4 protein-coding genes are annotated in these 7505 nt (G+C 67.4%); all 4 read left to right on the forward strand.

All coding sequences use genetic code 11. The features are described 5' to 3' along the window. The first annotated feature begins 717 nt into the window (after positions 1-717). Positions 718-2748 (forward strand): chromosomal replication initiator protein DnaA, encoded by a 2031-nt coding sequence (gene dnaA / locus BQ8420_RS27775; protein ID WP_235006525.1) that lies wholly within the window; start codon positions 718-720, stop codon positions 2746-2748. A 1237-nt stretch (positions 2749-3985) separates the two neighbouring features. After that, positions 3986-5125: a DNA polymerase III subunit beta gene (gene dnaN, locus BQ8420_RS27780; protein WP_087102825.1), complete on the forward strand. Its 1140-nt coding sequence runs from the start codon at positions 3986-3988 to the stop codon at positions 5123-5125. 108 nt (positions 5126-5233) lie between these two features. After that, positions 5234-6145 (forward strand): phosphogluconate dehydrogenase (NAD(+)-dependent, decarboxylating), encoded by a 912-nt coding sequence (gene gnd, locus BQ8420_RS27785; protein ID WP_087102827.1) that lies wholly within the window; start codon positions 5234-5236, stop codon positions 6143-6145. A 93-nt stretch (positions 6146-6238) separates the two neighbouring features. Further along, on the forward strand, positions 6239-7369 hold the full coding sequence (gene recF / locus BQ8420_RS27790) for a DNA replication/repair protein RecF (RefSeq protein ID WP_087102829.1): 1131 nt from the start codon (positions 6239-6241) through the stop codon (positions 7367-7369). The last annotated feature ends 136 nt before the right edge of the window (positions 7370-7505 follow it).

A 7505-nucleotide genomic window follows, 5' to 3' on the forward strand; every position in this document is an offset into this window, starting at 1 on the left:
AGTGCGTTGGCCGTGGCCGCGACGTCGTGTGGATGCACACACACGAGCGCAGGCAGAATCAACGGCATAAGCATATAAGAAGATACGACCTGGTCGGGGCGGGGTCAAATCAGACCCGTCCTCGTCGGTCCACATCCGTGTGTGCGGGGGCGTCGAGGACGGTGTCGGTCACCACTGAGGACAGGCTACCCGAGCCCCTGTGGACAAGTGGCCGTCCACAAGGCGTGAGGGTTCCACAGCGGGCGAGGTCTGTGGATAACCTCAGCCTGTGGATAACTTACCGGCGGCACCCTTCGCGCCCCCGAAAAAACCGCGAACAGGCGCTGCACACACCATCTGACCTGCAAATTGTGGATAACTTCCGGCTGTGCACGGCCGACTGTCATCCTGTGGATAAACCTGTGCACAACGTGTGGACAACCGGCAGAACCTGTGGATACCCGGAGGTAGTCAAAGCCTTGGTGACTCAACATCGATCGAGTTGTCCACAGGGTGGTTCCGGACGAGAAGTCCGATTCTCCAGCGGAGGTGCTGCCCCGGCACCTCCCCCAGGGGAGGACAATGGAAGCCGTGGCCCCCGGCCCACTCGCGGAAGTGACACGGAACACCCTCTTTCCCGTCCCCTCAACGCCTCCGATAACCCACCCGAACAGATTCGCACCGAAGGGACAGCAACCATGGCAGGTCACCTTGGCTGACGCACAGGTCAACCTCGCAATGGTCTGGTCGAGCGTGTTGGACGGGATCGACAACGACGCCCTCCCCGCGCACCAGCGCGCCTGGCTGCCTCAAACCCGTCCGCTGGGCCTGATCGAGGACACCGCACTGATCGCGGCGCCCAACGAGTTCACGAAGAAGGTCTTGGAGAGTCGTCTCTACCCGGCGATCAGCAAGGCGCTCTCCGCGCACCTGGGACGGGAGATCCGGGTCGCGGTGACCGTCGACCCCACCGCCGTGCCCACTCCGCCCCCGACCCCGTCTCCCCCGGGCCCCTATGGCGGCCCGAGCGGGTTTCCCACCGGGCGGGACCAGGCCCCGAACGCACCCGGGCCCCTGCCGTCGAACCCGAACCCGCAACAGGGACCGCCGTCGTACCAGGAGCCACGCGGACAGCACGCGCGGCCGGCCGCACCGCATCCGGCCGAGGCCCTGGGCGCCCACACCCCCATCCAGGACACCGGGCAGGCGGACCTGCTCGGCACGGATCAGCCGTACGGGGGGCGGCCGTACCAGCCCGCGCCCGACGCCTGGCCGATCACCGCTCCCACCGTCGAACCACCGCACGGGGAGTACCCGGCGCAGCACCCGGGCGCGCCTCGGACCACACCCGAGCCCGGTTCCCCTCCCCCGGCCGCTCACCCCGAGCCCGCGCCCGAGGACCGGCGGCCCGAGCCGGCCGCCGAGCCCCCCGCGTCCTGGGGTTCCTCCCGCGGTTGGCCCACCCAGGAACAGCTGTGGCAACAGCAGGGATGGGGCGAAACGGGCTGGGACCGACCGAATCGTTGGGAGACCCCGGCACAGGAGGCCCCCGCCGCCCCCGGGCCGGCCGAGGCCCCCGCACCGACGGATCCCGAAACGGGCCCCTCCGCGTCTCCGCGGCTCGCGGGAGGCGCTGAGGGACGTATCGGCTCGGCCCCCGTACCGGCCGAAAGAGACCGCACCGTCTCCCCCACCTCGCCGCCCGGACGGTCCCCCGAGATCTCCCCGGGCGACTACGCACGTCTGAATCCGAAGTACACCTTCGACACGTTCGTCATAGGTTCCAGCAACCGGTTCGCGCACGCGGCGTCGGTGGCCGCGGCCGAAGCTCCGGCAAAGGCGTACAACCCGCTGTTCATCCACGGCGGGTCCGGGCTGGGCAAGACCCACCTGCTGCACGCCATCGGCCACTACACCCACCGGCTCTACGAGGGCTCACGGGTGCGCTACGTCAGCTCCGAGGAGTTCACCAACGAGTTCATCAACTCGATCCGGGACGGCAAGGCGGACGGTTTCCGGCGCCGGTACCGGGACGTCGACGTTCTGTTGGTGGACGACATCCAGTTCCTGGAGAACAAGGAGCAGACGCAGGAGGAGTTCTTCCACACCTTCAACACGCTGCACAACTCCGACAAACAGATCGTCATCTCCAGTGACCGTCCGCCCAAACAGCTGACGACGCTGGAAGACCGGATGCGCAGCCGGTTCGAGTGGGGGCTGCTCACCGACGTCCAGCCACCCGAGTTGGAGACGCGCATCGCCATCCTGCGGAAGAAGGCCGCGCAGGAGGGGCTGGCCGCACCACCGGAGGTGCTGGAGTTCATCGCCAGCAAGATCTCGACCAACATCCGCGAACTCGAAGGCGCGCTGATCCGCGTCACCGCGTTCGCCAGCCTCAACCGGCAGTCGGTCGACCTGGACCTCACCGGGCAGGTGCTACGGGACCTGGTGCCCAACAGCGAGGTCCCCGAGATCACGGCGAGCTCGATCATGTCCCAGACCGCCGCCTACTTCGGGTTGAGCCTGGAGGACCTGTGCGGAACCTCGCGTTCGCGGGTGCTGGTGACGGCCCGACAGATCGCGATGTACCTGTGCCGTGAGCTGACCGACCTCTCCCTGCCCAAGATCGGCCAGCAGTTCGGCCGGGACCACACCACCGTCATGCACGCCGACCGCAAGGTCCGTGCCCTGATGGCCGAGCGCCGCTCGATCTACAACCAGGTGCACGAGCTCACCAGCCGGATCAAGGACCAGCCCTCGCTGACCTGACGGTTCGGTGACGTGTCGACAAGTGGACACGTACAGGAGGAGAGAAGAGGGGTGCCGTCGGACGGCACCCCTCTTCTCCTGTCCGGTCCCGTGCCCCTCGGCCTTCCCCGTTCCTCCGTCGGTCGACCTGTCGACGGGTCGGTTCGTCGATGGATCGATGAGTCGACCTCGCGGGTCCCCCCGCGCAGGTCGCGGCGCACGGAGCTGTGCTGTCCGCGGTGCTGTCCACAGAGCGAGCCCTCCCCCGGTTCTCCACAGCTCCCCGAGAACCGCCCACAGAGAGTTATCCACAGGCTTGTGCGGGGGTTTCGCCGACCACGAGCGATAGGCGTGTGTCGTACCAGGGCCGTAGTGTCCGTGTACGAAGTCGACCGTTCGCCCTGGTTTCCAGGGCCTTCGCAGGTTGTGGCACCCCTCACCCCGGCATCGGCGGGGGTCGCGAAAGAACCGTGACAACGGTCGATGAACAGAACATCCGAGGGGCCTGTGGATAACCCTGTGTACAGAACCTTTGCCCAGGTTCGCGCGTTATGCGCGGGGCTCCGAAAACTTTTTTCGACGACTTTCCCCGAAGTTATCCACAGGAGGGGGTCAAAATCTGTGGACAACACTGTGGATAACCTGTGGACAACCTCCTCAGGACTGTGGATAACCAGGGGTAGGCCTGTGGACGCGACCACCCGTCATCGGATCACCGCACCACCGGCTGCTGTGTACAACTTGGGGAAAACCTGTGGATGACCCTGTGGACGGGGTGTGGAAAAACTAGGGGCCTCATTTTTCGTCCACAGCCACCCCGAGTTACCCACAGGGTCGTCCACAGGCCCTGTGGACAAAAATCGCTGGGGTGACCTGCGAAAACAATGGTTATCCACATTATCCACAGGCCCTACTACTACTACGCACCTTCCTTAGCCCAAATGTGGCTTCAAAACCGCTCCGCGGAAAATCTGTGGACAACGCCTCCTGATCGAGGTGAAGGCGGTCCGGTCCCGAGCCGGCAGCGACAGCGGGGGAATCCGGGTAACGTGTGTTCTCGCCCCTGTCCTCCGCCGCTCATGATTCGAGCGGTGACCCCAACGGGATCCGAAGTGGCTCCTCGTGGCCCGGACCAGCGCATCAAGCCGGTTCGTCCACACCCTGTCGACGGAGCCCTCGGTAGACCCACGAGACACCCACGAGCTGCAACGTTGAGGCTGCGACCGATCCAACGGTCGTGCGGAAAGTGAGTCGGAAAGTGAAGTTCCGGGTCGAACGCGACGTACTGGCCGACGCTGTCGCCTGGACAGCGCGCACACTGCCGACACGCCCCTCGGTGCCGGTCCTGGCCGGCATCCTCCTCGATGCCGGCCAGGTCGACGACCGTCAGCGGGTGCGCCTGTCCGGGTTCGACTACGAGGTCTCCACCCAGGTCTCGATCGACGTCGACATCGAGGAGGCCGGGCAGACCCTGGTCCCCGGTCGGCTCCTCGCCGAGATCACCCGCAACCTCCCTCCACAGACTGTGGAGATCGCGACCGACGGCCCCAAGGTCGTGGTGACCTGCGGTAGCGCGAAGTTCACCCTGAACACCATGCCGGTCGAGGACTATCCCTCGCTGCCGGAGATGCCCGGGGTCAGCGGGACCATCGGCAGCGACGTCTTCGCCGCAGCGGTGAGCCAGGTGGCCATCGCCGCCGGCCGTGACGACACGCTCCCGATGCTCACCGGCGTCCGGGTCGAGATCGAGGGCGAGACCATCACGCTCGCCTCCACCGACCGCTACCGCCTCGCGGTGCGCGAACTGACCTGGAAGCCGGAGAACCCGGACCTCTCCGCGGTCGCCCTGGTCCCCGCCAAGACCCTCCACGACACGGCCAAGTCCCTCACCTCGGGCGCCGAGGTCTCCATCGCGCTGTCCGACGGCGACAGTGGCGAGGGCATGATGGGCTTCGAGGGCGGTGGTCGTCGCACCACCACCCGCCTGTTGGACGGCGAGTTCCCCAAGTACCGCGCACTGCTGCCGGACACCTTCAACACGGTGGCCGAGGTCGGTCGCGCGGAGTTCGTCGAGGCGGTCAAGCGCGTGTCGCTGGTGGCGGAGCGCAACACCCCTCTCCGCCTGGCCTTCTCGCAGGGCGCCTTGGTCCTGGAGGCCGGCACCGGCGAGGACGCGCAGGCCGTGGAGACCCTTGAGGCCGACCTGGACGGCGAGGACATCCAGATCGCCTTCAACTCCGGCTACCTGCTCGACGGCCTCGGCGCCATCGGCACCGACGTGGCCCGTCTGCACTTCACCACCTCGACCAAGCCGGCGATCCTCACCGGTAAGCCGGCCGAGGAAGGCGGAGCCCCCGAATACCGCTACCTGATCATGCCGGTGCGCTTGTCCGGCTGACGGATCCGGCAGACTCGAAGACCGGTGTCCGCCGCCCGGGACCCGGCCTCGTCCACCCGGGCAGGTCGGCTTCCACGTGTCCACAGGTGTCCAAGGGGGAGCCCAAGCATGCAACTCGGAATGATCGGTCTCGGCAAGATGGGCGGCAACATGGCCGCCCGGCTGCGGGAGAAGGGGCACGAGGTCGTCGGTTACGACGCCTCCCCCGGTGAGCGCGACGTGGAGAGCCTGGAGGCCCTCGTCGACCGTCTCCAGGCACCAAGGGTCGTCTGGGTCATGGTTCCGGCCGGGGACCCGACCACCGCAACCATCGAGAAGCTGGGCGAACTCCTGTCCGAGGGCGACAGCGTCATCGAGGGCGGCAACACCCACTACGTGGACGACGCTCCCCGAGCCGAGGAGCTGAAGGCCAAGGGCATCGGATACGTCGACGCCGGTGTCAGCGGTGGTGTGTGGGGACGTCAGAACGGTTACGGGATCATGGTCGGCGGCCGTGAGGAGGACGTGGAGCGCCTGCGCCCCGTCTTCGACTCCCTCACCCCCGACGACGGCGGCGGCTTCGTGCACGCCGGTGCGGTCGGTGCTGGACACTTCGTGAAGATGGTCCACAACGGCATCGAGTACGGCATGATGCAGTCCTTCGCCGAGGGCTACGAGCTGATGGTCGCCTCCGGGATCGTCAAGGACGTCCCCGGCACCTTCGAGAGCTGGCGCGAGGGCACCGTCGTCCGTTCCTGGCTGCTGGACCTGCTCGGCCGGGCCCTGGAGCAGGACCCGAACCTGTCCGAGCTTCGCGGTTACGTGCAGGACTCCGGCGAGGGCCGGTGGACCGTGCAGGCTGCCGTGGACCTCGCTGTCCCGGCCCCGGCCATCACCGCGTCGCTCTTCGCGCGTTTCGCCTCCCGGCAGGACGACAGCGAGGCCATGAAGGTCGTTTCCGCGCTGCGTAACCAGTTCGGCGGACACGCCGTCACCAAGTCCGGCGACTCCGGCGACTCCGGCGACGAACAACAGAGCTGACCCTCGATCTTCGGGGCGGCAGGGCCCGGCCCGTGCCGCCCCGCACCTTTTCCCTTCCAACACCCAGCTCCCCCGCTCCAGGAGGAAGGCCGGATGTACGTTTCCCACCTGCAACTGGCCGAATTCCGGTCGTATGAGTCGGCCCTTCTGGAACTCGAACCGGGCGTGAGCGTCTTCGTCGGCGCCAACGGCCAAGGCAAGACGAACCTGATCGAGGCGATCGGATACGTCGCGAGTTTGAGCAGCCACCGGGTCTCCACCGACACACCGCTGGTCCGGCAGGGCGCGGCGCGGGCGATCGTCAGCGCCCGGGTCATGCGGGACGGCCGCGACATGCTCGTCGACCTGGAGATCAACCCGGGCAGAGCCAACCGGGCGCGGGTGAACCGAGGGGCGACCGGTCGGCCCCGTGACATCCTGGGCATCCTGCGCAACGTGCTGTTCGCGCCCGAGGACCTGGCCCTGATCAAGGGCGACCCCGGCGAGCGCCGTCGTTTCCTCGACGAACTCCTGGTGGCCCGTGCCCCGCGCATGGCCGGGGTGCGTTCCGACTACGAACGGGTGCTCAAGCAGCGCAACGCCCTGCTGAAGTCGGCGTCGGCGCAGTTGCGCCGGCGGGCGACCCCGGACCTGAGCACCCTCGAAGTATGGGATTCCCACCTGGCCGAGACCGGAGCGGAGCTGTTGGCGGCCCGGCTCGCCCTGGTGGAGGAGCTGCGTCCGTTGGTGGCGCGGAACTACGCGGGGCTGACCGAGTCCGGTGGGCCCGCGGTTCCCACCTACCGTTCCTCGGCCGTCGAGGAGGGGGTCGAGCTTCCGCACGACCGTCCACAGCTTGTGGACATCCTGCACTCGGGCATGGAAGAGGCCCGGGAACGCGAGCTCCAGCGCGGGATCAGTCTCGTGGGCCCCCATCGCGACGAACTCCACCTGCGGCTCGGTGAGCTGCCGGCGAAGGGGTACGCCAGCCAGGGGGAGTCCTGGTCGTACGCCTTGTCGTTCAAGTTGTCGGCGTTCGACCTGCTCAGGGCAGATGGTGACGACCCGGTTCTGATCCTGGACGACGTGTTCGCCGAGCTGGACACCGAGCGGCGCCGTCGCTTGGCCGAGCGGGTGCGCGACGCCGAACAGGTTTTGGTGACCGCGGCGGTCGGGACGGACATCCCCGAAGAGCTCGATGGTGCGAGGTTCGGGGTGCGCCGGGGGGTGGTCGAGAGTGAGTGACCGTTATCCACAGCCTGTGGACCCGGGGTCCGGTCACGGCCCTGTGGGGCCCGGCGGTGGGAATGGCGGTCCACAGCCTGTGGACGGCCTCTCGTCATCTCCCGCACCCTCCCCCTCCTGTCTCTTATACACAACA

This window comes from Nocardiopsis sp. JB363, assembly GCF_900143625.1.
Taxonomy (GTDB): Bacteria; Actinomycetota; Actinomycetes; order Streptosporangiales; family Streptosporangiaceae; genus Nocardiopsis.

What these genes read in the sequence shown, in the direction of transcription:
- dnaA (WP_235006525.1), top strand. Translation starts at nt 718, where the DNA reads ATGGTCTGGTCGAGCGTGTTGGACGGGATCGACAACGACGCCCTCCCC.
- gnd (WP_087102827.1), top strand. Translation starts at nt 5,234, where the DNA reads ATGCAACTCGGAATGATCGGTCTCGGCAAGATGGGCGGCAACATGGCC.
- recF (WP_087102829.1), top strand. Translation starts at nt 6,239, where the DNA reads ATGTACGTTTCCCACCTGCAACTGGCCGAATTCCGGTCGTATGAGTCG.